Source organism: Candidatus Enterococcus testudinis (genome assembly GCF_002140915.1).
GTDB lineage: Bacteria > Bacillota > Bacilli > Lactobacillales > Enterococcaceae > Enterococcus_D > Enterococcus_D testudinis.
On the sequence record NZ_NGKU01000001.1, the window covers coordinates 2,631,045 to 2,657,751 of the forward strand.

At 40.8% G+C, this 26,707-nt stretch carries 25 protein-coding genes; 5 read left to right on the forward strand and 20 right to left on the reverse strand.

The genetic code is table 11. The features are described from left to right. Nucleotides 1-7: 7 nt before the first annotated feature. Nucleotides 8-874, reverse strand: coding sequence for a carbohydrate ABC transporter permease (locus A5886_RS12805; RefSeq protein ID WP_086275486.1), 867 nt, complete (start codon nt 872-874; stop codon nt 8-10). Between the two features lie 11 nt (nt 875-885). Beyond that, nucleotides 886-1,773, reverse strand: coding sequence for a carbohydrate ABC transporter permease (locus A5886_RS12810; RefSeq protein ID WP_086275487.1), 888 nt, complete (start codon nt 1,771-1,773; stop codon nt 886-888). Between the two features lie 163 nt (nt 1,774-1,936). Here A5886_RS12810 and A5886_RS12815 point away from each other — a divergent pair, with 163 nt between their 5' ends. Beyond that, the gene (locus tag A5886_RS12815; RefSeq protein ID WP_086275488.1) at nt 1,937-3,031 is read left to right on the forward strand and encodes a GntR family transcriptional regulator; all 1,095 of its coding nucleotides are present in this window, start codon (nt 1,937-1,939) and stop codon (nt 3,029-3,031) included. A 66-nt stretch (nt 3,032-3,097) separates the two neighbouring features. Here A5886_RS12815 and A5886_RS12820 read toward each other — a convergent pair whose 3' ends face one another. From A5886_RS12820 to xylB, 3 genes are all read right to left on the reverse strand, one after another. After that, the gene (locus A5886_RS12820; RefSeq protein ID WP_373404605.1) at nt 3,098-3,820 is read right to left on the reverse strand and encodes an alpha/beta hydrolase; all 723 of its coding nucleotides are present in this window, start codon (nt 3,818-3,820) and stop codon (nt 3,098-3,100) included. Nucleotides 3,821-4,039: 219 nt separating this feature from the next. Continuing rightward, a complete protein-coding gene (gene xylA, locus A5886_RS12825) occupies nt 4,040-5,347 on the reverse strand; it encodes a xylose isomerase (RefSeq protein WP_086275490.1) in 1,308 nt (435 codons plus the stop codon). A gap of 87 nt (nt 5,348-5,434) precedes the next feature. Next, nucleotides 5,435-6,937, reverse strand: coding sequence for a xylulokinase (gene xylB / locus A5886_RS12830; RefSeq protein ID WP_086275491.1), 1,503 nt, complete (start codon nt 6,935-6,937; stop codon nt 5,435-5,437). Between the two features lie 228 nt (nt 6,938-7,165). Between xylB and A5886_RS12835 the strand changes: the two genes are divergently transcribed. Next, nucleotides 7,166-8,344 (forward strand): ROK family transcriptional regulator, encoded by a 1,179-nt coding sequence (locus A5886_RS12835; RefSeq protein WP_086275492.1) that lies wholly within the window; start codon nt 7,166-7,168, stop codon nt 8,342-8,344. 52 nt (nt 8,345-8,396) lie between these two features. On the opposite strand, the gene A5886_RS12840 is transcribed toward A5886_RS12835, so the two are convergent. The 4 genes from A5886_RS12840 to A5886_RS12855 form a co-directional block, all read right to left on the reverse strand. Continuing rightward, nucleotides 8,397-9,230, reverse strand: a complete 834-nt coding sequence (locus A5886_RS12840; RefSeq protein ID WP_086275493.1) for a carbohydrate ABC transporter permease — start codon at nt 9,228-9,230, stop codon at nt 8,397-8,399. Then, a complete protein-coding gene (locus A5886_RS12845) occupies nt 9,231-10,142 on the reverse strand; it encodes a carbohydrate ABC transporter permease (RefSeq protein WP_086275494.1) in 912 nt (303 codons plus the stop codon). Between the two features lie 127 nt (nt 10,143-10,269). Then, the gene (locus tag A5886_RS12850; RefSeq protein ID WP_086275495.1) at nt 10,270-11,595 is read right to left on the reverse strand and encodes an ABC transporter substrate-binding protein; all 1,326 of its coding nucleotides are present in this window, start codon (nt 11,593-11,595) and stop codon (nt 10,270-10,272) included. After that, nucleotides 11,592-13,208 (reverse strand): glycoside hydrolase family 43 protein, encoded by a 1,617-nt coding sequence (locus A5886_RS12855; protein ID WP_086275496.1) that lies wholly within the window; start codon nt 13,206-13,208, stop codon nt 11,592-11,594. The genes A5886_RS12850 and A5886_RS12855 overlap by 4 nt, the downstream gene beginning before the upstream one ends. 259 nt (nt 13,209-13,467) lie before the next feature. On the opposite strand from A5886_RS12855, the gene A5886_RS12860 reads away from it, so the two are divergent. Beyond that, the gene (locus A5886_RS12860) at nt 13,468-14,247 is read left to right on the forward strand and encodes a helix-turn-helix transcriptional regulator (RefSeq protein ID WP_086275497.1); all 780 of its coding nucleotides are present in this window, start codon (nt 13,468-13,470) and stop codon (nt 14,245-14,247) included. 445 nt (nt 14,248-14,692) lie between these two features. Here the strand turns inward: A5886_RS12860 and gnd are convergent, their stop codons facing one another. Then, nucleotides 14,693-15,589 carry a phosphogluconate dehydrogenase (NAD(+)-dependent, decarboxylating) gene (gene gnd / locus A5886_RS12865; RefSeq protein WP_086275498.1) on the reverse strand — a complete coding sequence of 299 codons (897 nt, stop codon included), beginning with the start codon at nt 15,587-15,589 and terminating at the stop codon, nt 14,693-14,695. Nucleotides 15,590-15,747: 158 nt separating this feature from the next. Between gnd and A5886_RS12870 the strand changes: the two genes are divergently transcribed. After that, complete coding sequence (locus A5886_RS12870) at nt 15,748-16,602, forward strand: MurR/RpiR family transcriptional regulator (RefSeq protein ID WP_086275499.1); 855 nt, start codon at nt 15,748-15,750, stop codon at nt 16,600-16,602. A gap of 102 nt (nt 16,603-16,704) precedes the next feature. On the opposite strand, the gene A5886_RS12875 is transcribed toward A5886_RS12870, so the two are convergent. Further along, on the reverse strand, nt 16,705-18,048 hold the full coding sequence (locus A5886_RS12875) for an aspartate ammonia-lyase (protein ID WP_086275500.1): 1,344 nt from the start codon (nt 18,046-18,048) through the stop codon (nt 16,705-16,707). Between the two features lie 158 nt (nt 18,049-18,206). On the opposite strand from A5886_RS12875, the gene A5886_RS12880 reads away from it, so the two are divergent. Next, nucleotides 18,207-18,638 (forward strand): Lrp/AsnC family transcriptional regulator, encoded by a 432-nt coding sequence (locus A5886_RS12880; RefSeq protein ID WP_086276061.1) that lies wholly within the window; start codon nt 18,207-18,209, stop codon nt 18,636-18,638. Between the two features lie 66 nt (nt 18,639-18,704). Here A5886_RS12880 and A5886_RS12885 read toward each other — a convergent pair whose 3' ends face one another. The 9 genes from A5886_RS12885 to A5886_RS12925 all read right to left on the reverse strand — a co-directional run bounded on the left by A5886_RS12885 (nt 18,705) and on the right by A5886_RS12925 (nt 26,502). After that, nucleotides 18,705-19,151: an Lrp/AsnC family transcriptional regulator gene (locus tag A5886_RS12885; protein ID WP_086275501.1), complete on the reverse strand. Its 447-nt coding sequence runs from the start codon at nt 19,149-19,151 to the stop codon at nt 18,705-18,707. A 94-nt stretch (nt 19,152-19,245) separates the two neighbouring features. Continuing rightward, nucleotides 19,246-20,415, reverse strand: a complete 1,170-nt coding sequence (locus A5886_RS12890) for an MFS transporter (protein WP_086275502.1) — start codon at nt 20,413-20,415, stop codon at nt 19,246-19,248. A 14-nt stretch (nt 20,416-20,429) separates the two neighbouring features. Next, nucleotides 20,430-21,182 carry an amino acid ABC transporter ATP-binding protein gene (locus tag A5886_RS12895; protein WP_086275503.1) on the reverse strand — a complete coding sequence of 251 codons (753 nt, stop codon included), beginning with the start codon at nt 21,180-21,182 and terminating at the stop codon, nt 20,430-20,432. A 26-nt stretch (nt 21,183-21,208) separates the two neighbouring features. Then, nucleotides 21,209-22,180 (reverse strand): NAD(P)-dependent oxidoreductase, encoded by a 972-nt coding sequence (locus A5886_RS12900; RefSeq protein WP_086275504.1) that lies wholly within the window; start codon nt 22,178-22,180, stop codon nt 21,209-21,211. Nucleotides 22,181-22,191: 11 nt separating this feature from the next. After that, nucleotides 22,192-23,412 (reverse strand): aminotransferase-like domain-containing protein, encoded by a 1,221-nt coding sequence (locus tag A5886_RS12905; protein WP_086275505.1) that lies wholly within the window; start codon nt 23,410-23,412, stop codon nt 22,192-22,194. A 23-nt stretch (nt 23,413-23,435) separates the two neighbouring features. Beyond that, on the reverse strand, nt 23,436-24,182 hold the full coding sequence (locus A5886_RS12910; RefSeq protein WP_086275506.1) for an amino acid ABC transporter ATP-binding protein: 747 nt from the start codon (nt 24,180-24,182) through the stop codon (nt 23,436-23,438). After that, nucleotides 24,179-24,889, reverse strand: coding sequence for an amino acid ABC transporter permease (locus A5886_RS12915; protein WP_086275507.1), 711 nt, complete (start codon nt 24,887-24,889; stop codon nt 24,179-24,181). The genes A5886_RS12910 and A5886_RS12915 overlap by 4 nt, the downstream gene beginning before the upstream one ends. 12 nt (nt 24,890-24,901) lie before the next feature. Then, nucleotides 24,902-25,714 (reverse strand): transporter substrate-binding domain-containing protein, encoded by an 813-nt coding sequence (locus A5886_RS12920; protein ID WP_086275508.1) that lies wholly within the window; start codon nt 25,712-25,714, stop codon nt 24,902-24,904. 35 nt (nt 25,715-25,749) lie between these two features. After that, a complete protein-coding gene (locus tag A5886_RS12925) occupies nt 25,750-26,502 on the reverse strand; it encodes an amino acid ABC transporter permease (RefSeq protein ID WP_086275509.1) in 753 nt (250 codons plus the stop codon). Nucleotides 26,503-26,707: the final 205 nt, after the last annotated feature.

Below are 26,707 nucleotides of genomic sequence, written 5' to 3' on the forward strand. Positions count from 1 at the left end.
TTTTTTTTTATTTGATACTGGCATCTGCCATGCTCTGAACATAATTTCGTTGGGCAAAGATAAATAAAATCAATACGGGTAAGGTTGCCATGATCGTTCCTGCCATTAACGGCCCATAATTTGTATTGTAATTGTATTGAAATGCTGCCAACCCAACTTGAACCGTTTTCATTTCATCAGAGTTCAATACGATCATCGGCCACATAAAAGCATTCCACCCCGCTTGAAAAGTCATGATTCCCAGTGTTGTCAAAGAAGGCTTCGCTAATGGAAAGTAGACGCGCCAGAATATAGCAAATTCACTCGCTCCGTCAATTCGCGCACTTTCACCTAATTCTGAAGGTAACTGTTCAAAAAATTGCTTCATAAAGAAAATTGAGAACGCCCCTGCAGCACCTGGTAATAGAATAGCCCAATAGGAATTGATCAGTCCTAATCCGCCAGCACCCATTAAATCATTGCCACCCGCCAAAGGAAAACTTCGTAAAACAATAAAAGTGGGTATCATCGTCACAATTCCGGGAATCATCATAGAAGCTAAGAATATCAAGAAGATTGTCTTTTTCCCTTTGAATTTGAGTTGTCCAAAAGAATAGCCAGCCAAAGAACCGAAAAATAAGTTGGTAAGTACGCCTCCAATAGCTAAGATCAATGAATTTTTTAAATAATTTAAAAAAGGCATCGTGGCGAACACCTCTCGATAGTGATCAAGTGTAAATTCTTTGGGAATCACATTCATTGCACCACTTAATATTTCACTATTCGATTTCAATGATGTGGATACTGTCCAAACAAATGGAAATACAGTAGTCATACTAATCAAAATAACCATCACATACCACATGATTCCTCGTATACGTTTCGTTTTAGCCATGGTGCACCTCCTTAATTGATTTCTTTATTGGTTATCCGCATATTAATCAATGAAAAAACAAATATAATCATAAATAATATAAATGAAAGTGCCGAAGCATAACCCATTTCTAAACCACCAAAGCCTTTATTATAAATATAGTAAACGAGTGTTATGGTTGAATTCCCTGGTCCTCCTTTCGTCAACATATAAGCTTGATCAAATACTTGAAATGCGCCAATTACCAATTGCGTGCTAACTAAGAAGGTTGTTTTTGATAGTTGAGGCCAAGTGATTCCTTTAAATTTCTGCCATCCATTGGCCCCTTCGATATCTGCAGCTTCATAAAGAGCAGGATTGATTCCTTGAAGACCAGCCAAAAAGATCATCATATTGCCCCCAAAACTCATCCACACACTCATGATCACGATGGCAGTCATCGCCCAATTGGAACTGTAAAGCCATGCCGGTCCGTTAATACCTATCAGACCTAGCAATTGATTCAACAACCCATATTGAGGATTCAATAACCAATACCAAATTGTTGCGGTAGCAACTGAGGAACATAATACGGGAAAATAAAAAAATACTCTAAACATACTGGATGTCCGTACTTTTCGATTGAGCAACATAGCTGCTATCAGAGACACAATGAGTCCTAACGGGACATATAATAGTGTATACACAGCAGTATTTCTAAGTGATATAAAGAAGAATTCATCTTGAAAAATTCTGGTAAAATTTGAAAATCCAACCCAATTTGCTTTTTCTATAATGTTATAATCCGTAAAACTATAGTACAGCGCCATAATAATTGGGATAATCACAAAAACGACTAGCAGAATGACAGGAAATAAAATAAACAGATACGCGATATTTTGCTGCTCGTTAATTCCTTTTTTCTTCTTCGATAATTCCATTATCCGACCTCCTTCAATAAACCATTAATACATATTAAACCTGTCTCTTATACACATCTAGATGTGTATAAGAGACAGATATTTAGTCGTTTTATACTTGCAATTATTATTAAATATATTTAATATATAATTAAAGATTCTAAGTAAGAAAAGAGGGATATGATTGAATAAACCACTTTATCAAGCTATCTATGAAACATTGCGTGACCAAATCGAATCGGGCGTTATTTCTATTGATCAAGTCTTACCCACTGAAAAAGAACTGGCCAATTCATATAACGTGAGCACGATCACTGTAAAAAAATCATTAGACCTATTAAAAGAAGATGGGTTTATTGTACGTAAACCTCGAAAGGGCTCGGTTGTCATCAATAACCAAAAAACTGATTACACAGAAACAAAAAAAATCGTTGGTCTGCTGATCACGAACTTTACAGACTTTTTTGGCGCACAAATATTACGAACTATCATAAAGAGCCAAGAAGAAGAAATCCATTTCATCGTTAAAATCAGCTATGGAGATCAAGAAACAGAAAATATCTTGATTCAAGAATTATTGGAAATCGGTGTACAAGGATTAGTTCTATTACCCACGTCTTCAGAATATACATCCCCAAAAATTCTTGAACTGATTTCAAAAAACTTTCCAATTATTGTAATTGACCGTTTGATGGCAAATCTGCCCATATGCAGTGTACAAACAGATAGTTTTAATGCTGCAAAAGATTTAACCAATTACCTTTTCAACAAAGGACACGAAAAGATTGGACTGATTGCTTCAGATAATAGCGTTTCAACTATTGATGAACGCATCAATGGTTTTTTAGCTGCTCATATTGACCAAAACCGTGCTGTTAGTCAAAATCAAATATTGTCTCTCATTGACTCTGTTGTACCAAACTCTTCTCGAAGCATCGAGGAGGATGTTGGTATTATACGTACTTTTTTGATGAATAATCCACAAGTTACCGCCCTGTTTACAACTGAGTATAATATTGCGCTTCTTGCCAAAAGCGCAATCGAAGAAATGGAAAAGCAAGTCCCAGAAGATTATTCAATTGTCTGCTTTGACCATCCAGCAGCGAATATATTTGATCTTCATGCATTTGTGTTTACACATATTGAGCAAGACCAAACTGCGATCGGAAAGCATGCTGTTGAGGTATTAAAAAAGAAAATGATTGACCCAAAACTAATAGAGAAAGTTAACCTAGACTATAAACTGGTTTCAGGTCACTCTGTGAAAAATTTAGAATAAAAAAGCATGCCTTCACCTCAGTGATTGCATGCTTCATGTGCTTATTCTCAAATTTTAACTATATATTCAAATATTCCACTCCACCCAGTCCGCAAACAATTCTGGCCAGCGTACCACCGATGGTTCAATATTATGAACGCCACCATTCGCTGTTTCCTTGGTGCCCAGACTCAACCCATGACCGCCTCTAGGAAAAATATGCATCTCATATGGTACGTTGTACTGCCGCAACTGTTCCGCAAATAGCAAACTATTTTCAGCCTTGACCAAACTATCTTCCAAAGTATGCCAAAGAAAAGTTGGCGGTGTTAGCTCCGTCACTAAATGTTCCAGGGAAAGACTGGTATGTTTCACCGAATATTCCTCTGCTAAAAGAGCCCGGAATGAGCCTTCATGGGCAAATTCACCACTTGATAAAACTGGGTAACTGAGCAGCAAACCATTGGGCTGCCAGTCTTCTTTTTTCCCATCAAGCAATTCTTCTAAAAATGGTGCCTGCCATGATACGCCAAGATTGGCTGCTAAGTGACCACCCGCTGAAAATCCCGCAACGATGATCTTATTGGGATCCACATGCCACTCCTCTTGCTTGCTGCGCACCAATTGGACAGCTGCCGCTAATTCTGTCAGCGCCAAGGGATAGACCGCTGGTTTGATACTATAGCGAAGGACAAAAGCCTGAAAGCCGTAGCTCATCATTTTGATCGCAATTGGTTCCGCCTCACGGTCAGACAACATTTCATACCCGCCTCCGGGACAGATAATCACCGCCGGTCGTAAACGATCCATGTCTATTTCAGGTGCATTTTCAATAATATACGTAGTTAAAACAGCTTGACTATCTGGTCTTAGTCCATCAATTTTTTTGTGTAACACGAGGCTGCCTCATTTCATTGTAATTTTAAAAACAGATTATTCTTAAATACTCACCACATTCATTTACACTGTAATACTAACACTAAATCGTTATCAAAAAAACTACCGCTTATACAAGCGGTAGTCAATAGTTTAAAACAGATAATCATTCAATCGAGATTTCACATATTCGATATGACTGGATTCCAATTCGATTTGATCATGACCTAACGCGTATTCGGTCAACGATTCCAAATCTTCTTTATCTGCCAAAATTGTTGAACCAATTCCTTCGTGGAAAGATGCATATCGTTTTTCTTTCAGATCATCTAAGAAACGGTCTTCTTTTAGTCTCGCGGCCGCTTTTAATGCCCGCGCATACGTATCCATACCAGCGATATGAGCGAGTAATAAATCTTCCATTTCAAATGAAGAACGTCGAACTTTTGAGTCAAAATTGATACCACCAGGTGCGATGCCTCCGTTTTCTAATACTTCATATAGTGCCAATGTTGAATCAAAGACATTCGTTGGAAACTCATCTGTATCCCATCCTAACAACATATCCCCTTGATTGGCATCTAGAGAGCCAAGTGCATCATAACTGCGAGCCACTGCAATTTCGTGTTCGAATGTATGTCCTGCTAATGTTGCATGGTTGGCTTCCAAATTCAATTTGAAATCACCTTCTAAACCATAATGTTGAATGAAAGCCATTGTAGTAGCCGCATCAAAATCATATTGATGTTTTGAAGGCTCTTTTGGTTTAGGTTCAAGTAAAAATTGTGGTTTATGTCCGATTTTTTCGCCATAGGCAATCGCCATTTTGAATAAGCGGGCAATATTGACTTGTTCAAACTTCATGTCGGTATTCAATAAGGTTTCATAACCTTCGCGTCCACCCCAGAAAACATAGTTTTCGCCGCCTAATTTTTTCGAGATATCCAAGCCTTTTTTGACTTGTGCTGCTGCATAAGCATAGACTTCTGCATGATTGGTTGAAGCAGCGCCATTATTGAAACGCGGATGAGAGAACATATTCGCAGTATTCCATAACAATTTAATGCCCGTTTGATCCATTTTTTCTTTGATCAAATCTGTGATCTCGTCTAAGTTTTGAAAAAACGCTTCCAAAGTATCTCCTGCAGGTGCCACGTCTACATCATGGAAACAGAAAAATTCTGCGCCTAATTTTTCACAAATCTCGAAGAAGGCTTCTACTCGATTTTTCGCTGTTTCCATTTCGGTATCACCGATCCACGTCCTTTTGTTGACCGGTGCACCAAATGGATCGGAACCATCTTGCGTCATTGTATGCCAATAAGCAATCGCGAAACGAAGATGATCTTTCATTTTTTTGCCTAAGACGACTTCTTCGGCATCATAGTGGCGAAACGCAAACATGTTCTCGGTAGTTGGTCCTTCATATTGGATTTTTTGGATTTCTGGGAAATAAGTCATTGTATTGCCTCCATTTTTGTTTTTTAGTGTAACAAACTAACTTACGTGACTCGTTTTTATGCTCTCGAGACTTGTACTACAGATATTCTATTCACTCTCAATTTTTGCAAGCGCGTGACATATCGGTGCAGTTTGCGAATAAACCGTGCGATAGATGTCATAAATTTGTTGATATTTTTGGACATTTTCAGGAATTGGCTTTATGGCTTTCCCATATTTAACGAAAGATTTTACACAAGATGATGCATCTGGATATATGCCGCTACCAATAGCGACTAACATGGCTGCCCCCATTCCCGGTCCTTGCTCCGTCGTTAGTGTGAGCATTTCTGCATTAAAAATATCCGCTTGCATTTGTAACCAGTCATCATTTTTGGCGCCGCCTCCTACTGAAATAATGTGGGAGAAATTACGATGGGCCCGCTCTTCCATAATCATTTGAGAATCTTTCAAAGAGAAGGTGATCCCCTCTAAAACGGCTCGACTAAAGTGTTTGGCACGATGTCTAGTATCGATGCCAATAAAGCTTCCTCTAATTTGGCTATCAATATACGGGGTACGTTCTCCCACAATATATGGCGTAAATAGCAGGCCTTCTGATCCAGGTTTCACTTCGCTGATTTCTGCCAACAACTCATGAAATTCTTGATGTGGTTCAAATGTGTCACGATACCAACTCAATGAATTTCCTGCTGCTAAGGTGACACCCATTGAGTAAAGCTTGTCTGTAACTGCATGACGAAATAGGTGCAAATCGCCCTGATAATCAACATTCTGCGCTTCCTCAAAGGATAAGAAGACACCACTGGTCCCGATGGATACCATACCGATACCTTCTGCAATAATACCTGATCCTAATGCCGCACAGGCATTATCTGCTCCGCCCGCATAAATCGTTATCTCTTGTTCAAACCCAAAAGCTTCTTGCAACTCAGTCCGCATCTTACCTACATGTGCTGTCGAATCAAAAAGCGGTGGCAACACATCTGGGTCTATCGCAAACTTTTCCATAATCGCTTCAGACCAGCATTTATTTTCAATATCTAGTAGCAATGTACCCGCCGCATCCGAGTAATCCATTGAATAGTTGCCAGTCAGCCAGAAAGCGAGATAGTCTTTTGGCAACATTAAATGACGGACTTTCTGCCAGTTCTCGGGTTCATGCTCTTGGACCCACAAAACTTTGGGTAAAGTGAATCCTTCTAAAGCGATATTTTTGGTGATTGATTTTACCTGATCGCCAAAAGAGGTCATGATCTGTTGGCATTGTTTCGTTGTGCGAACATCATTCCACAAAATTGCTGGTCGAACCACATGGTTCAATTCATCCAGTAAAACCAAACTATGCATCTGACCAGAGAAGCTGATACCAATCAACTCTTGTTTTAATTGGGGAAGCTGTTGAATCAATTTTCGAATCACTATATCAGCGGCCTCTTGCCAATGTTCAGGTTCTTGTTCGCTGAACCCTGGTTTAGGTGAGGACAGTGGATAATCTGAGCTTGCTGTTGCCTGTAGTCCTCCAGTTTGATCAAAAACTAAACCTTTTAATGCGCTTGTTCCTAGGTCCAACCCTAAAAAATAAGCCATATCTTCTCTCCCTTCTCAATTTTAAATACCGAGCTTCATTTTATCGATAGGTTAATTAGCTTTCAAAACTAACTAATTGGATAGTAAAGGATAAATATTATTATGTCAAGCGCTTTCAAAAAAATATATGCGTCATTTTTATTCTATTATTTTATTTGTTCTTGAACTTGCATAATATTAATTTGCACGGTAAACTAACACTAATCACACGTACGAGAAGGAGAATACATGATTATTAACAAAATGGGCATTCGTGAGCAAAATGAAGCAGCAGTATTGAAGACAATCATTGATAATGAGCTGGTTTCACGGGCTGAAGTCTCAAACTTGACCAATCTAAATAAAGCTTCTGTTTCTCAAATCACTAAAAAATTAATTGAAACAGATTTCGTTAGAGAAGTCGGTATTGGCGATTCGACTTCGATTGGTGGACGAAAACCAATTCAATTGCAATTTAATCATCTCAGCAGCTTAGCTGTGACTTTTGACATCGGTTATAACTATGTTCGTGGGATGCTTTCTTATATCAATGGAGAAATGATTGCTTCAGCCAATCACTCCAATGAATTGATTACAAAAGAAAATGTGCTGGCGACGATCGATGCAATGATGAAAAAATTCTGGTCACAAATGCCTAAAACGCCTCACGGTTTAGTCGGAATCTGTCTTGCAATCCATGGCATCGTACACAATAGAACCATTGCCTTTACACCTTACTATGACTTGGAAAACTTTGACCTGATTACCCCTCTCAGCCAAAAATATAATACTGATGTTTATATTGAGAACGAAGCCAATTTAACTGCTTTAGGCGAATATTGTTTTTCTTCTGATTCAGTAAATTTATTGAGCGTCAGTGTCCATAGCGGCATAGGTGTCGGGATTGTCGTTAACGGTCAATTGCAAACCGGTACCCACGGCATGGCTGGAGAAGTTGGCCATTCTACGCTATTTCCTCACGGCAACTTATGTCCTTGTGGCAATCGAGGTTGTTTAGAGCAATATGCCTCAAATAAAGTACTATTTGATACATATGGTCAATATACAAAAACTAACGTTGTCAATTCTGACATTTTTGCAGAAGCCTATCATGCCGGAGAAAAAGCAGCAATCGAATTGGCGCGACAGAATGTTGAATTTCTTAGTATTGGCTTGAATAACGTTATTACTTTTTCTGATCCGGAAGAAGTTTATATCAACAGTTCCGTTTATCGTAAAATTCCAAGTCTACTTATCGCTCTACAACAAAAACTGACAAGCCAATTCACTAAAAACGCCAAAATCAAAAACAGTCCACTAGGTGACCAAGCCCCGTTGTTTGGCGGGACTGTACTAGTTGCCAAACACTTCTTAAATATTAATGATCTACGCTTTACATCGATTGATTTATCCAAAGCGATCCATTAAATGAATTCTGGACTGATTCTTCAGTCCAGATTTTTTTGATAAAAATTTCTCGCTAGCCTTTGATTCCTCCAGCCGTCACACCGCCCACAATGTATCTCGATAGAAATAGATAAATCAGCAATAACGGAATAATACTTAATGAGATTCCTAGATACATACTGCCAAATTCAGTTCGATAAACATCAGTTTTTAGCAATTGGACCAACATGGGCAAAGTATACTTTTCTGTATCGTTGATTAGGATCAACGGCATCAAGAAATTATTCCACGAAGTCACAAAAGAAAAGATTGCCATGGTGGCTAATCCTGGTTTCATTAGTGGCAACATGATTCGATGAAAAATTTTGATTTCGCTAGCTCCGTCTAAACGAGCGGAATCTGCCAAATCAGGATGATAGATTGTTTCTAAGTATTGCTTTAAGAAAAAAACGCTAGCTGGTGAAGCGATTGCCGGTAAAATTAATGGCAGAAAATTATTCAAGAGATCTAAACGATTCATAAATTGATAAAAACCGATCATACTGATTTGCTGAGGAATCATGATCAGTCCAAGAATGACAGCAAAAAGGACTTTCTTCCCACGAAATTCATAAGCGATCACGCCATAAGCCGTTAATGCCGAAAAATACACATTGAGAACGGTGGCTCCAGCAGCAATCAAGAAGCTATTTTTAAATCCATTGAAAACATTGAATCCTCTGCCCATTAAGACGGACCAGTTGTATTGTAGATTACCGCCCGGCCATAGGGATAGCCCTTGCTGGATCTGTTCCGCTGAACGTGTCGAGTTGACCAAGACGACCCAAAAAGGAAAAATACTTAGAATGGTCAGCAACACTAAAAAGACATAGATCAACAATCGTTTTACTCGATAGCTATTTTCCATTTATTTTCGCCCCACTTTGCTGTTTTCTTTGAAGAATTGAAACAATAACGTACTTAATACGATTGAAAGCACCAATAACAGCACCGACGCTGTTGCGGCAACGTTGAAATTTCTACTGCCGGTAAATGCTTGATTGTAGATAAACATCGTGATCGTTAAGACACTATTGTTAGGATTGCCATTTGTCAGTAAGAAAGGAATGTCGAACATTTGCAAGCCGCCAATCAAGGAAGTCACCAATGTATAAAGTAGTATTGGTTTCAACAAAGGCAGCGTGATCTTGCGAAAAATCTGTCCATCATTGGCTCCATCGACCATAGCTGATTCAAAAAGAGCATCATCAATGCTTAAAATGCCCGAAACCAGAACAATCGTTGTTTGACCATACCACATCCAAAATTGGATAAAGGAAACGATCAGCCGAGTCCCCGTTTCACTGCGAAAAAAATCAAATGGCTGATCCAAAACACCGAAATGTTGCAAGGCAAGGTTGATCGGCCCCAATGGAAAACTGAATAAAACGAAAAATAGGATTGCTACTGAAGCTGCAGTAATAATATTTGGTAAATAAAAAACGACTTTAAAGAAACCTTTCCCTCGCAAGCGCAGCTTGATGTTAGTAAACCATGCGGCCAGTAAGAGAGCCAAGCCAATTTGAGGAACGAAGTTTACACCCCACAAAATAAAGGTATTGCTGATCGATTTTAAAAATAATGGATTGCGAAAAATCGCAAAATAATTATCCAGTCCCACGAGATTAGCAGCAGGGTTCCACCCTTTTAGATCCGTAAAACTCAGATAAATCGTATAAAGAATTGGATAAAGTTGAAAAACCAAGAATGCTAGAAAAAATGGTGCGATAAATAATAGCCCATAGCGATGATACTGTTCAAATTTCCTCTTATTCTGCATCGTAATCCCCCTGCATGATTTTTTCTACTACTTTTCCTGCTAGTTAAGACAGGTGCTTTAGTTAACCTACTATTACTGAGAAAAGGTTAAAACCGACTCCTTTATTCGGTGCCGGTTTCAGGAACACCTAATCTACTTGAATATCTGGATATGCGTTGATGACCGCATTTTTAAAATTTTGGATAGCCGTTTCTTTATCGACTTCTCCTTTTGAGTATGGTGTCAAGCAACTATCGGTAAAGAGTGTTTCAATCGTTTGGTCATACTCTGTCAGAATTTTCGCGTTGATGTCTTGTACCATATCTGCAAATTCTGCATAGTGGTTTTGACCGCCTAAAAAATCTTCTTCGTATTCGCTTTTAATTTCTTCAACAACTTGCTCATTCGATACAAAATCACCGGTATCTTCTGCCCATTGTTTTAAAAATTCTTGATTTGTGGTTAAATATGCCACTAACTGCGCCGCTTCTTCCTGCATTTTAGAAGTTGCCGTGGCACCTATCCATGTGCCACCCCAGAACCAAGACGATGGTCCTTGGATCATGCGCCAGTCACCTTCTGTTGAACTGGAGTTATCGGCAGCTGTCGCATTTGGTTTTAACCAATAATGCAGTCCCCATGTAGGCAAACTATAGCCAAACACATTATCGCCATTCATCCCAGCGAACCAAGCTTCTGATTGTCCTTCTATGTCTTGAGTCAAGCCTTCTTCAACAAATTTTCGCGATACATCCAACAAGTCATACAAACTGTCGTCGATGACTAATTTGCCGTCTTCAACCCAGCCATGTTCGCGTTGACCATAAAAAGGCTTCGCCAAATCTTGAACACTAGAGATCATATAGGTGGTTCCACCACTATTTTCTTTGACTGATTTGGCTTCCTCATAGAATTTATCGTATTCTGACAATGCCGCTTGCGCAGCCGCTGGATCATCGATCCCTAGCAGCTCTTCTGCCATCGATGCCCTGTAATAAAACCCGCCAGGAGCAGCTTGCCAAGCCAACGCATGAAGAACCCCGTCTTTTGAAGTCCCTACGTCTTTGACATATTGATACGTATCTGCCGCGGCTTCATCAAGCCCCAGTGAACCAAGGTCTGCCATCATACCTGATTCCACATATTTTTTGACAAAGGCAGATTCTAAAGCAATCACATCTGGTGCATCTTGGGAACCGAGAATCGGGTCTAGTTTGGTCTCGAATTGGTCAGAAGGAATCTCCACAATACGAATGTCATATGCTAAATCTTCGTGTTCCGGCAAATAGTAATCATTGATCATGGTTGATAATTCCGAGGTAAAGGTCCAAACAACGAGTTCATCCTTTCCGCCGCTCTCTGATGAGCCGTTTTCTGATCCACTGTTTTCTGAACCATTGCCGCAGCCAATAAGTATCAAAGCAGTTAAGCCAATCATTGCTGCTGTTTGAAGCACTCGTTTCCAATTATTCATCTTTCTTCCTCCTCGATTTTTTGATAGTCAAATGAATCAAAATCAGCAGGGAGACGATTACCAGTCGTATCGATCGTAAACATCCCCACAAAAGCCCCCGTAAAAAAGCCGCCATAATGTTCTGCCACATAATCGTCTGATAATAACAAACTGTCAAATAGCTGATCAAACACTTGCCACTCTTTTTGATCAAATGAATAAGCGTATTGATAGGTGGTATAATTGACGATTGTTTTGAAATAGACAGTTTGTACTTCTGCAGGTATTGCAACCTCTTGTTCAATTTTCATCTTCAGTTGTCCCTTTTCGCTCGACAGTACAGTGATGATTCTTCCTTTAGTCTCATCATGAGTGATGTAGATAGCTGACCAGTTTTGTGTATTGTAATAATTCGTCAAGCCTGCCAACTGCAGAAAAGATTCCGGTAAAAATTCGACGGCTGTCGTTGCTTCAAAGCAGAAATCAGCCCATCTTCTTGCCACCAAAGCTTGATGGAATAGTGAATTGAAAGACTCTCGCCCATATAATCGCAAGTATCCTGGTCGCGCTGTCAAGCTACCAATCTCCTCAGAAAATGGAATCCTCAATGTTTGAAATACTGGTGCCAATGAATTATCTTCAAAATCATCAAAACCTGTTTCTATTTCCCATGGATGTTCGGTTATTTGTGGCTGTGGGACCTCATCTTTTGGAAAGTTCCCTCCTGTAATATACGGCCAATCTTTTTCCCAATAAACAGACTGGATCGCTGTTTCTCTTCCCAAGGGGCAATAGCCACGATTTTCTAAGAGTGGCGTTTGTGGATACTTCAACGCCCGTCCAGTCAAGTGAACAAAATACCATTCATTAGTCTGAGTTTGAACAAAGGAACCATGACCAGCTTTTTGCAGCTGAATCTCTGGCTGATTCCATGAACTGATCAGGGGATTTTGGGGATGAACCTCATACGGTCCATCAATGTGAGTAGAACGAGCGATTGTACTTGCATGTTCAAACTTGGTGCCACCTTCTGCTGTCAATAAATAATAATAGCCGTTAACTTTATACATGACCGGCGCTTCAGTCAATTTTCGCTCCGTTCCTTTAAAGATGACTTTGGACTGACCTACCAATTTCTTGGTTTGCCAATCAAATTCTTGGAGGGAAATACCATAGAAAGAGTGATTTGCGGGGCGATAATCCCATACCATATTCAAAAAATATTTTTTGCCGTCTTCATCATGAAATAGAGAAGGATCGAAACCGGAAGAATTCATATAGATTGGCTCCGACCATTCTCCATCGATGGTTTCACATGTAATCAAATAATTGTTTACATCTTTCCAACTATTGGACTGCGTTTTGACATCTGAATATATCAACCAAAAACGACCATCACTATAACTTAAGTTTGGCGCCCAAACGCCACCAGAATCTGGATTTCCCAGCATATTCAACTGACTGACACGATTAACGGGCGTACTGATCAAGCGCCAGTTCTTCAAATCTTTCGAATGGAAGATACGCACCCCCGGAAACCATTCAAAAGTTGACGTGGCAATGTAATAATCTTCCCCTGCACGACAGATACTCGGATCTGGATGAAAGCCTGTTAATATCGGATTGGTAATCAAAAAAATTCCTCCTCTTTCAATTTTCGGTATTTTGCAATTCAACTGAAAATCAATATTAATGAGCATATTAGAGTTAGTAAGTTTTATTTACTAATATACCTAAATAAAAATATTATTGATGTGAACCTTTTTAAAATAAACCAGAATCATTGCCCTATTTACTTTATTCAGATGAACTGTCATAATTATAAAATGAAATCGCTATCATTCACAGGACGATTTCCACACATCGATAGACAAAAAACGGAGGGCAGTTTACGTGACCATTTTAGAAGAATACCATTTTGGCGAATATCTAAGCGTTTCTAGTTACCATCCTTACTCTCTTAATTACATAGAACATTTTCATCGTTCCTTTGAATTACTTATTTGTAGTGATGGCGAAGCCATTGTCAAAATCGAAGAAAGTCCCTATGTCCTTATGGCGGGTCAAGTATTATTAGTCATGCCTTACCAGACCCATGCCATTGAAACACCTAAGGAATCACAATTACATATTCTTGTTTTTTCTCCTGAGTATATTCCTGATTTTTTCGCTAAAACCAAGGACTTCTCTTTATCCGACCCAGTAATCACTATCGATAGGTCTATTGCTAAGCAACTCTACTATCCTTTATTTGAAACGGATTCTCTCTATTTACGAAAATCCGCACTGTACCAAGTCCTCTATCTCTTTGAACACCAAACGACATTACTTCCAGCCAAAAACCAAGAAGATATCCTAATTCAGCTACTTGTTTATATCGAATCACACTTCAAAGAAGAGCTGACCCTCGAAAAATTAAGCAGCAATATAGGCTATAGCAGCGTCTACGTTTCCAGAATGATTACCGATAAATTAAAAAGTACTTTTCCTCGGATTTTGAATCAAGCAAGAATTCGCCATGCCTCCTTCTTGCTGACCCATAGTCTATTGTCTATTGCAGAAGTAGCAGAACAAGCGGGCTTTCAAAACGTTCGGACATTCAATCGAAATTTCAAAGTATTAAAATCTATGACTCCTAAAGAATACCGCTTAAAACACAACGCAAATTTGTAAGCGTGACATAGAATAGTACATAAACACAAATCAGGTTATTTGTGTTTGTGTTATTTACAGATTTCTTGTATCTGCTGATTCCATGGTAAATAAGCCCATATCGCTTCAAGCAAGAACGATAAAACATATTTTAATACAATTGTGTCAATGATCATTGACATCCCACTCTTTTAACAAAGTGTACAATAGCTATTTATGGATTTTGTGCCATGTTCGAAAATTGAACAGATACAAAATCTTTTTGATTTATGAACTATTTCTCCTAGTACGGATACATATTCTATTTTTTTCTCGAAAGGTTTAAGTACATAGTGAAAAAGCCATGAAGCTAAAAGATATTAGCTTGCATCGCTTCGAATATCACATGTTTCATCACAAATGAAATGCCAATAAATTTTTATTCAGCAATTGTATTTTTCAAAAAGTTACCTAACGCTTATTTCTCTCATTTCTTCACCATCTCATGCCCGCCAAACCCATTGCGCAGTGCAGCCACTACTTTCGCCGAGAAATTATCTTCTTCCTGAGAGATATTTCTCATAAATAGGCTCATGGCAATCGTCGGAACAGCTACATTCATATCAAGTGCTGTTTCAACGGTCCATTTGGCTTCGCCTGAAGCCGCCACGATTCCCCGGTACTCTGCTAAACGCGGACTATCCGAGAATTGTGCTTCCGCAATCTCCATCAACCAACTGCGGATCACTGATCCGTGATTCCAAACCTTTGCCACTGTTGCTAAATCAAATCCATATGCACTTTGTTCAATCAGTTGAAAACCTTCGCCAATCGATTGCATCATGCCATATTCGATGCCATTGTGGACCATCTTCAAAAAATGTCCGCTTCCTGAAGGTCCCGCATATAAATAACCGTTCTCAGTAGCGATATCTATGAAGAGGCCTTCAATCTCACGAAATGCAGCTTCTTCTCCACCAATCATCAAGCAGGCATCATTTCTGGCTCCTGATATGCCTCCAGATGTCCCGCAATCAAAATAAGATACTGCTTTTTCTTTAAACCATGCTGCACGACGAATGGAATCTTTGTAGTTTGTGTTTCCCCCTTCAATAATGATGTCCCCAGATTCTACATGCGTAAACAATTCCTTTAGTACGTGCTCAGTTGGTTCCCCCGCAGGCAGCATCAACCAAAAAATACGTCTACCCGAAAATGCTTGGACCAACCTATCCACAGATTGTACAGTACTGATTCCTGCCTCTCTTGCTGCTTGTTGCGCCACTTCAGAGATATCCATTCCAATAACCTGATACTGATTGTCTGTCAAATTCATTGCCAGATTGAGTCCCATTTTACCTAGACCGATAATACCGACCTCCATATCAGCGCCTCCATTCCTATATCTCTATTATACAAAAAAATATTTTTTTGTAAATATAAAAAATAAAAAATATTTTTATTTACTTTTTGATAGGAAAAGGGAACTCTTTATGATAAATTAATCATAATCTAACCATTTACTTGAAAGGAGGACCTTCAATGACAGTGTCTATTCGTTTACAAATAAAAACACATTATAAAGACTTTAGTTTGAAAGAACAAAAAATTGCTGACTATATCCTAGAAAACCCTAGCACAGTCAGTCATAGTTCAATTAGTGACCTTTCCAATACTTTAGGTGTAGCAGATTCGACTTTTTTCCAATTCACAAAAAAACTAGGTTATAACGGTTTTAAGGAATTTAAAATGGCCATGCTGATGCAAGAAAATGATTTGTCCGCTATTTCTTTCCACGAAAATATCCAGCAGACTGACAATGAATTGACCATGGCGCAAAAAGTCTTTGATTCCAATATGACGACTTTGACGGATACCCGTAATTTATTAACGGAGGAAAATCTCAAACATGCAGTAACGATGATTGACGGATCCAAACGCGTGTACTTTTTTGGCGTAGGGGGTTCAGAGATTGTTGCTACAGATGCTTATCACAAATTTTTACGGTCTCCAATCGCTGTTTATCATAGTACAGATTTTCATATTCAATTAATGGAGGCATCTTTGTTAACCTCTGATGATTGTGCCATTTTTATTTCTCATACTGGAAAATCGAGAGAAACAATCGAGATGGCGCAGATTGCGAAAGAAGCGGGTGCGAAAATCATTGTGATCACAAGTCACGCTGGTTCCCCATTGGCCAAGCTAGGCGACGTGGTGTTTATTTCCATTTCAGAAGAAACTGAATTTCGTTCTGAAGCGTTGGCCTCAAGAATTTCACAGCTAAGTATTATGGATGCCCTATATGTGATTCTCATGTTCATCAACCGGGAAGATGCCCAAAAGTCGATCAAAAAAATTCGCCAGTCCATTTCAAAAATCAAAGAAAACAATTGATTATGTTACTTTGCGACAAAAAAACTTACCAATAGCCCTTGCCATTGCCCGCATGAAATAGCGTATTGGCTGCTAAAGGTAAGTTTTTTTTGTCGATGAATCCTATTGATAGGTTGCGCTTAATTGATTGTCTTGAACCAATAGTTCCTCGACCGAACAATTGGCGGCTAATGCGGCTTTGACAAGGGCACTGGCTTTTTCGTAGCCGATTTCAGGCGCAAGCGCTGTAACCGTTCCTGTACTACAAGCCACTGCTTGCCGGCAAACCGTTTCATTGACCGTAATGCCTGTCACACATTTTTCTGCAAAAATGCAACAAGCATTGGTCAATAGTTGACATGACTCAAATAAATTATGAAAAATCACCGGTTCGAACGCATTCAATTCTAATTCTCCAGAAGCTGCTGCGAAAGTGATCGCTCCGTCGTTCCCCACAACTTGAAACGCAATTTGACTGACAACTTCGGGAATCACAGGATTGACTTTGCCTGGCATAATCGATGATCCTGCTTGTCTAGCAGGCAAGTTCAGTTCATGGAAACCCGTTCGTGGTCCGCTGGAAAGCAAACGCATGTCATGGGCACTCTTCGTCAATGCAATCGCAAGGGTCTTGAGGACACCAGACAAAGCAGCGAACGTATCTGCATGCTGTGTAGCATCAATCAGGTCATTGGCCGGGCGCAGCGGGCGCGAAAAACGCCGATTCAATTCCTCATACAGATATTCTTGATATCGAAAAGAAGCATTGAGACTAGTCCCAATCGCGGTTCCACCTAAGTTTAATGTCAATAGTTCTGTTGAGAGGTGCTGCAACCGTTCACGACAACGAATCAAACTGCTCGCGTAAGCGGAAAAACTATCACTTACCATCATTGGTACCGCTTCTTGAAGCTGTGTCCTGCCCATTTTCTCCACATGTTGATATGCAGTTGCTTTCTTTTGCCACGCATCAATCAAAAGATTGACGGCATCCGTCAGCTGCTCCATATAAGTAAGTAATGTCAGCCGTCCAGCACTGGGATAGACATCATTGGTCGATTGACTTTGATTGACATCATCTAATGGATGTAGATAGTGATAGTCTCCTTTCTTGTGCCCCAATAACTCTAAACCGCGATTGGCGATTACTTCATTGACATTCATATTTGTCGATGTGCCCGCTCCCCCTTGGAAGGTATCCACTATAAATTCATCCTGCCATTTGCCCATCATGATTTCTTCAGCTGCAGTAACGATCACTGCCGCTTTTTCTTTGGATAATGTGCCAGAGCGTTGATTGGCAATAGCCGCTGCCGCCTTGATCCGCGCCACTTGCTGAATCAATAACCAATCTACTTTTTGTTGACTAAAGGCAAAATTTTCTTTTGCTCGATAACTATGAATGCCATAGTAAGCTTCCTCATAGATTGGTAAACTGCCAATTGCATCAGATTCGATCCTCATCATGATTAAAACGCCCCTTTTTGTTTTATATGTGATAAAATATCACATAAGTTGAAAATAGACGAGTCATTTTCGCCATGTCTTTGTTTATCACTGAAATTTGTCCCTTAGACTTTGCAAAACAAAAAGAATGTATCCAAAAACAGAAAAGAGGAAAGCGATTGGATGAACTAGATAAAAAATTGTTGAACCTACTACAGAAAAATGGTCGTTTATCGATCAAAAAATTAAGTGAAGCTTTATTCATCACAGCACCCGCTGTATCACAACGGTTAAAACACTTAGAAGAAACCCGTCATTTAGTGGATTATCAAGCCACTGTCGACTATGAACAAGCCGGTCTGCCAATTAAGGCTTTCATCCATCTATCGATTGAACCTCAGCAAAAAGCCAGCTTTTATCCTTTTATCCAAGCCATTCCCAATGTGCTTGAATGTGATTGCGTCACAGGGCCTTATTCAATGTTGATCAAAGTAGTCTTCCCCTCCACCAAAGCATTAGATCATTTTATCAATGATTTACAGAAATTTGGTCGAACCAATACACAAATCGTCTTTTCGACACCTGTCCCTTCAAGAGGCTTTCAATTCTGACAATATATAAGGACCCACGCCAAATAACGTCCCCGTCATTTTTCACGGGGACGTTATTTGATGCCTTCACTCTTCACTGATGGGTACTTGCAGGCCTCGTGGCCCAACACTTGTCGAAAAAACGATATGGGTTTTTGTATCTCCATAAAATTGCAGATCGGTAATAAAGCGATCTAAAACAACCGTATCACTAAAATAAACCTTCAAGAGCATAGAATAATCCCCAGTAATGCAGTCACATTCAATCACATTAGGAATAGCTGCGATATAGGCATAAAAAGCATCTTTGTCTTTGGCATTTACCGCACAATGCACATATGCTTTGATTAGATAACCAAGTTTCTGATAATCAATCAACGCTTGATAGGATCGTATGTACCCCAACTGTTCCAGATTTTGCACTCTTACAGATACGGAGGGCGAAGAAATAAAACATTGCTCCGCGATTTGCTTCACTGTCACTCGGGCGTTTTTCTGCAAGATGTTTACTATTTTTCGGTCTAAATTATCCATGATCGTCCCCCGTTCTCATTTTTTCTCAGTTTAACGAGAAAAACGCAGAAGTGCAAGTTCGAAATCACATCTCATGTGACATTTCATCACATACCTATTCAATGTAGCGAAAATAGCGATAAAGAATGAGTGCAGCAACTGCAAATATCCCACAACCGAAAAACATAACCTGAAAGCCAAAAAGACTGGCAATCAAGCCCCACAAAAAAGCGCCACTGCCATAGGCTACATCCAAAGCTGCAGAGAATATAGCCGTTCCTTGCCCTCGTTCCTCCTCTGTCACGGCTTCTATGACAATTGTATTCATCACTGGCAACAAACCCGCATAGCCTACTCCATAGCACGCAGCAGCGACAAGCAATCCAGACAAACGACTGACAAATGGCAGCAAACAAAAGGATGCCAGGATTAATAGCAGACTACCGTAAATCAAAGGCGCGGTTCGAATCTTCTCAAGCAGGCGTGGAAAGATGACTCGCGTCAACACAGTCATCACAGACATCACAGTAAAATAATACCCTGACCCGACGATATTGCGTTCAAGCGCATATTGTGCGATGAACGCAACGATGCCAGAGTTGGCAAAGCAAATCAGAAACAAAATCCCGCTGGGAAACAAGACTGCTTTAATACGCAAAATATCTTGCATCTGCCCTTGTTTCTTTTGGATCCCCGATGATAGGTGGGACAATGGCTGCTCTTTCAAAAAGAAGCTCAATAAAAAAGCTGTCCCACATAATATAACGGACACCCGAAAAAGAGCAGGAAACCCATAATGTTCTACGATCGTGAGACCAATCAATGGACCAATCGCACTAGGAACAGCTTGGGCGATACTGAAATAGCCCAAGCCCACTGCTAATTTACCCTCTGGAATCGTATCGACAGCCATCGTTGCCGCTGCTGTTGCTTGTATACTGTTGCCAACACCTTGGACGATCCTCAAGCAAAACAGTACCAACAGTCCTTGAAACAGATTCAATAAACCGAAATCAAGAAGTAGTATCCCTAAACCCAAACAGAGTAATCCTTTGCGTCCATGACGATCTATCGCCACACCAATCGGTAAACGGCAGCAAAGCGCCGCTATTCCCAACACGCCAACAATGGCACCGGAAATTGTTTTAGAGCCGCCTAGAGAAGCCACATACAACGGTAACGTGCCCATCTGAGTAGTGATAGCTGTCATCGCTAATGCTGTAACAACCATCACCAAATAAAAATCTTTCGACCAGAGTCGACTGCTACTGGTTACCTTTTCCATACATCACCTCACTGCTAAACCGCAGTTTGAAAACGCACTTGTGTCAAAAATTGCTGGGTGCGTTCTTCTTGCGGATACTCAAAAATGTCTTCTGGCGTGCCTGCTTCGACCACGACACCATCTGCCATAAAAATCACTTTATCTGCAACCTCCTGCGCAAACTGCATTTCGTGGGTAACAATAATCATGGTTTGACCACTATCGGCTAACTGTTTCATGACCTTCAGCACTTCCCCAACCAACTCTGGATCAAGCGCTGAAGTGGGTTCATCAAATAACAACAGTTCTGGCGTTAACGCCATGGCTCTGGCGATACCGACACGTTGTTGCTGTCCACCAGATAATTGAACGGGATACATCGATGCTTTATCCGCCAGGCCCACTTTTTCCAACGCGGCTAATGCAGCTTTTTCTGCTAATTTTTTGGGAAAGCGTCTTGGGACGCGCAACCCTTCTGCCACATTTTGTAAGACATTCATGTGACTGAACAACTCGTAAGACTGGAACACCATTGCCGTTTTCCGAGCAATTTCTAAGCGCTGCGTTTTGCCAATATGGGCTAGATCGTACTGAAAATCACCAATAGAGTAACTGCCAGCGTCGGGTTGTTCCAATAAATTCAAGCAGCGCAGGAACGTTGTTTTGCCAGATCCGCTAGGTCCGATGATACAAACGACTTCCCCCCGATCAATTTGCAGCCCAACATTTTTTAAAATCACTTGTTTGTCAAAAGATTTTCTTAATCCTTTGATTTCTGCTTGCAACATAGGCTTCACCCTCTCTTATCTATCCTTTAAAGTGCAATTGTGTTCGCTGACTGCCCTGCCAGTAAGATATCTCTGGCATTATTCAAAGCTGTTTCCGCAATCTCTTGTACTGCCAAATGGGTGTAATAAGCAATATGAGGCGTTAATAGGACATTTGGCAATTGATTCAATTGTTGATAATAGGGATTTCGATCCCAGCCAACAGCAAAATAGCGCTCTTCGTTCGCCAAGGCATCCAATACTGCACCGCCTAACTTGCCGTTTGCCAAAGCAAAAATCAACGCATCGGTATCAACGATCCCTCCTCGTGCGGTGTTGACGAGCCAACTATCAGGCTTCATTTGTGCAAAAACAGCTGCCGAAAATAATTTCTCAGATGCTTGCGTCAATGGGACATGGATGGACAACACATCGGATGAAGCCACCAATGTTTCAAAGGACACGTAGTCCACGATTCCTTTTAAGCGGGCATTCTCACTGCGACTTGTGGCGATTACATGCCCCCCCATTTGATGGATGGCTTCTGCTACCACGGCACCGATGCGACCAGTCCCTAAAATGCCCACCGTCACATCTTGTAATTCTCGTCCAATGACAGAGCGGCGATCAAGATTGCCTTTGACCATCGAAGGGATACGTCGCAACGCCATCAAAATCGACATTACCGCAAAGTGTCCTACAGACGTCGGACTATAGGAAGGAACATTCGTCACTGTCAGTTGATACTTCTCAGCCCAAGCGAAATTGACCCCATCAACTCCTGTTGATTTGATTGACAATTGCTGCATCCCCATCTCATGGAGCTGTTGATAGAGGGATTCATCTTGACGCATAGCCACACTTGGATAAAGACAAATCCCATCGTGACCTGAGGCAAGATGGATATTGTCGTGATCAAGCCCTTCGCTGACAATTGTGACAGCTGTTTTATGAATAAAACCCCAACGCTCAATATAAGGGATTTCTTCTTCACTGACCCCATAATAAATCAATTGCATCTACATACCTCCTAAATGACGCCTTCATAAGCTGGTGCCAACGCATAATCCAATGCATCACCAATGAGCGTGATCCCTTCATCGATTTGTGCCAACGTCGGTTTGGTGAAATTCAAGCGAAACGAGAGCTCATAACCTTTCCCTGCCACACTCATGATATTGCCAGGAATGACCGCCACTTTTGCTTCATCAAGATAATCATAGAACCGTTCAGAATCAACTGTTGTCGCCAAAAAACACGTGATGAAATAGCCGCCGGTTGGTTTGATATAGGTTAGCTTATCACTAGGCAATGCCTGCAACGCGTTGAGCATGCGGGTATATTTCTCTTGGTACATCAACGTAAGCTGTGCAACATGACCTTCAAAATCATAATGGTCCATATACTCTGCCAAAACCACTTGCCAATAAAAATTGGTATGAGAATCCGCAGACTGTTTGGCCAAAATCAATTTTTCCATAGCTGGGCCAGCCGCCATCATAAAGCCAATACGACTACTAGGTGCGAGAATTTTTGAAAAAGAACCGGCATAAATGATCCGACCTTCTAAGTCCATCGTTTTCATTTTAGGAATCGGATCACCCTCATACAATAATTCGCCATACGGATCATCTTCAAAAATCAAAATATCATAGCGACAGGCCAATTCGTAGATTGCTTTGCGCTTATCCAACGGCATCGACGTACCTAATGGATTTTGAAATGTCGGGATCAGGTACAGCATTTTTACCCGTGGCTCTGTTTTAAGGATTGTTTCTAAAGCATCAAGATCCATTGATTCTGCAGTGAGGTCCATCGGCACGGGTACGGGAATCGCACCATACCCTTTGATTGCATTAACAGCGCCTGAAAAAGTTTGTTCCTCACATAAGACGACATCTCCCTCATTGCAGAACACTTTGACAGCCAAGTCCATTGCTTGGGTCGACCCTGACACCACGAGCACCTCCTCCTCATTATCAATTGCGGACAATTGCTGCAACCGTTCTTTGATCAATGTACGCAATCGTGGATATCCTTCTGACGCGCCATATTGCAAAAAAGATTCCGGATCTGCTTCGGTGTATAATTTTTGCGAAATTTCTTTCAGTACGGCCATTGGAAAAGCCTCTGTTGGAGGAAAGCCATACGCAAATGAAATAGCTGATGAAGAGGCCATATTTTTTTTCGCATTCTCTCTCAATGGAGATGCTTCTAAAGTGTTGATTCGTTGTGCAAATTGATAGTTCATTCTGGTTCCTCCCTCGTTGTTTTTCAGCCTGCCAGCTGGTTCGTAAAACGGGCCAAAAAGGCTTTGGTACGTTCTTCTTTGGTTTGTTCAAATACTTGCTGTGGTGTACCTTGCTCCACGATATGACCATTCTCCATAAAGACGACTTTGTCCGCCACCTCATACGCAAACTTCATTTCATGGGTGACCAAGACCATAGTGGCCCCGGTTTCAGCAATATCTCTGAGCAGCGCTAACGTTTGTCCCACCAATTCAGGATCTAAAGCCGATGTAGGTTCATCGAACAAAATAACCTTGGGATTCAACGCCAATGCCCGCGCTATACCGATCCGCTGCTGTTGTCCACCTGAAAGCTGGCTAGGATAGAAATCCTGTCGTTGCGTCAACCCCACTTGATCAAGCAGCATTTCCGCTGTCCGTTGGGCCTCCTCCTTGTTTTGTTTTTTTGTGACGATCAATGGCATCATAATATTTTCTTTGGCCGTTTTATTTTGAAACAAAGCATAATTTTGAAAGACCATGGCGGTTTGCCGCTGATGTGCCAAAATCTCCTTTTTGTTGGCTTTATGCAGCAATGTTTGGGTCTCACCCAATTGAATCTGACCTTGATCCGCACGTTCCAGAATATTCAAACATCGTAAAAAAGTCGTCTTACCAGAACCTGACGGACCTAAAAGAACCACCACTTCTCCTTTGCCGACATCAAGGTCGATGCCTTTTAGCACCTCTTGTTTGCCAAAACGCTTATGAACATCCGTCACCTTCATCATAATGTCGCCCTCCTTAATTTACGTGACATCCGTTCTTCCAATAATTGCGCACCTTTTTCAATGACCAAACTAATCATCCAATAAATAATAGCAACAGCAACATAGGCTTCCAAAAAGCGATAGTTTTGCTGGGCAGTGATTTTGGCTGCAGCAAACACATCCACGACGCTGACCATTGACGCCAATGCTGAAGCCTTAACCAATGAAATCAGCAAATTGCTGAACATCGGAATTGAAATTGGCAATGCCTGTGGAAGCAATACACGGCGAATCACTTGCAGATTCGTCATACCTATCGATTTGGCTGCATCAAATTGTCCTTTTTTGACCGCTGCAAAAGCTCCTCTAAAAATTTCACTACTGTTGATTGCCGACAGTAAACTTAAGGCAGCAATCGCAATCCAAACCATATTGAAATCTTTGAAGCGCAGCTGCCAGTGCATGGATTCTGCCCAGATATCGAACTGTTTTGCTGAGACAAGATACAACGCTAAGATCACTAACACAATCGGCACGCCTTTCAAGATCGTCACTATTCCTTGCAAAATCGGTGCAATCACCTTGACCCGATATAAACGAATCAAGGCAATCCCAAGACCAATTACAAGGCCGATCACCAATGCGGTGATTGCCATAAAGAGTGTGGTGCCGATATAGTGGCTAGCTGTTTTCAGCGCATCGATCATAATAGAAAATTGAAAACTCATCGCCATTCCTCCCTATTCAGGGACATAATCCCCATCCAAATATTTTTCAGATAATTCTTTGATCGTACCGTCTTCCTTCAACTCCTCAAGTGCCGTGTTGACTGCATCGATGAAGTCTTGATCAGTTTCTTTATTGAATAACAAGTAGGCATCAGAATTGTGGACAGGTTCGCTGCCGATTTCTAAGTTTTCACTAAAAGAGTTATTCCAGTTGTCCACTTGATATTCTGGTGCCAACGTCGCATCCACCGCACCTGACGTCACTGCTTGTACGATTTGCTCATTGTTGTATTCACCATAGACCAATTCAAAGGCATCTGGATTTTCTGCTAAATAGGCTTCTGCCATTGCCGCTTGGTTCGTGGCAGTTGTGACATAGACTTTTTTGCCAGCTAAATCATCAAAGCTGTCGTAGACCGTACCGGCATCCGGATCAGATACGATATAGGTATCCCACACTACATACCCCACATCACCATAGACAAATTTTTCTTTCCGTTCATCATTGACTTCATATTCATAAGCGGCCATTTGGACCTTATTGCTTTCTAGATTAGACAATGTCGTTGGAAAATCTGCGCCTTCAAAGGTGAAGGTATAATCAGATAATTTTTCATCAATTGCCTTTACGACAGATACATCATAGCCGTCATACTCGCCATTTTCATCTAAATAGGCATACGGCAATGCCTCGTTACCAGTCCCAACTTTGATCTCTGTCGCATCACTGGCATCACTACTGGTCGTATCCGCAGAACTACTGCCGCAAGCACCTAGAACCAAAGCTGTCAGCAGGGCACTTGCACCTATTATCGTTTTTTTCATTTGAATTCCTCCCTTTCCCTCTACCCAAAATTTTCCTATGTTGTTTTTATTTTCTGCTGCTTTTTTGACCAAGTCATCAGCGGTATTTTTGCAGCTGGTTGTTTTGTTTTCGAAAAACTCATCCGTCGTTCAAGACCGGTGAAAACACGTTCTAGAATAAAACTTAAGGTGATAAATAAAATTGCCGCACCCACATAACCTTCTAAAGTATGGAAAGTCACTGCACCAATTGCACGGGCTTTGCCGACAACATCCACCACCCCGATCGTAAAGGCCAGTGAGGTATCTTGCAGCAACGCAATCGTGGTCGTCCCAAAGGCTGGCAATGCGACACGAACAACTTGTGGTAAAATCACCTGGCGATACATTTGTGTCTTCGTTAGCCCACAAGCGATACTGGCTTCTTTTTGTGTTACAGGGACACTTAAAATTGCCGCTCTAAAGGTTTCTGATTGAAAAGCAGCTGTATTCAAGCCATAGGTAATATAGATGAAGATAATTTTATTCCAAGATGACACATCGACTTGAATCATTTGCAGTAAAGCAGGTACGCCATAATACACTACATAAAGTTGAACCAAAATTGGTGTCCCGCGAATAAATGAGACGAATACCGCAGCCAGCTGACTCAGAATAGGCACCTTCTCGACACGTATAAAGGCGAGTAGAATCCCAAAAATCAGACCGACGATCGTGGCCACACCAACGATCATCAAGGTCACGGGCAATGCACTTAAAATTTTCGGGAAATATTCCCAAACCAATTGCCATTGAAAAAATGCGGACATATCGTTCCCTCCCTTAATTAAAACCAACACCATATTTCAGAATTTTCTGAATTTTCATAACAATACCCTATTCACCATGATTTAGACAATAGCCGTCTTGGTTTAACTATGAATATTTTGTCATTCAATTCATTTACCAAATAAAAAAAGGAAGAAAGCGACACCATCTTTTTTTACGTCGGCAGAAGCAACACCAAAAAAGCCG